Raw genomic sequence first — 811 nt, 5'->3', positions numbered from 1 at the left:
AAGAGACGTATCAAAGTTCGCGGGCCTCAGCCTTCAGGTTTGTCGATTAATCGTGATGAGGCTGGAGTGCCTCATGTCAAAGCATCATCTTTCAAGGACGCCCTTTGGGGGAGCGGTTATGCGCATGCAATAGATCGTGGCACGCAATTGCTAATGATGCGGATACTTGGGCAGGGTCGGCTAACGGAGCTGCTTTCGGATACTGAAGAGTCTTTGGCAATAGATAAGTTCTTTAGGCGAGCAAATTGGTATGGCAATTTAACGCAAGAGTTGAATAAGCTCGATGTCGTCTCACTATCACAGATTCAATCCTACTGTGATGGTGTCAATGCGGGCTTTTCAGCCGGTGAATTTTCTTTAATGAAGCTCTTGGGTTATCAGGCAGAACCTTGGAAAGTGCAGGATATTATTCTTATATCGCGAATGACGAGCTACCTGACTTTGGCGCAATCGCAGGCGGAAGTAGAACGTTTCTTTATTGAATTGACGCAATCAGGCGTCTCTACAGAAGCTCTGGCTGAACTATTTCCCATTGACGTTAAGCGTTTTGACCGTGAACTGGTGGAGAGTATTCAGCTTCAGGAACGAATTGTTCCGCGTGAAGTGATCTGGAATCAGGCCTTGCCTAGAATGATGGCGTCTAACAATTGGGTTGTCGCAGGCAGCCGTACAAAATCTGGGCGAGCAATCATGGCCAATGATCCTCACCTGGAAGTAAATCGTTTGCCCAATGTTTGGTGTGAGCAAAGCTTATCATGGAGCGGCGGTTCGCTAATCGGAATGGGGATGCCCGGTTTGCCTGGTGTGTTGG

General features: G+C 48.0%; 1 protein-coding gene. It reads left to right on the top strand.

The window, feature by feature from the left end; genetic code table 11:
- Nucleotides 1-811, top strand: an 811-nt coding sequence (locus A3735_RS26550; RefSeq protein ID WP_197486068.1) for a penicillin acylase family protein, incomplete at both ends; no start/stop codon positions are given.

The organism is Oleiphilus sp. HI0061 (assembly GCF_001635675.1).
Note: the sequence above shows the minus strand (reverse complement) of the source record. Positions and strands in the feature narration are given on the sequence as shown.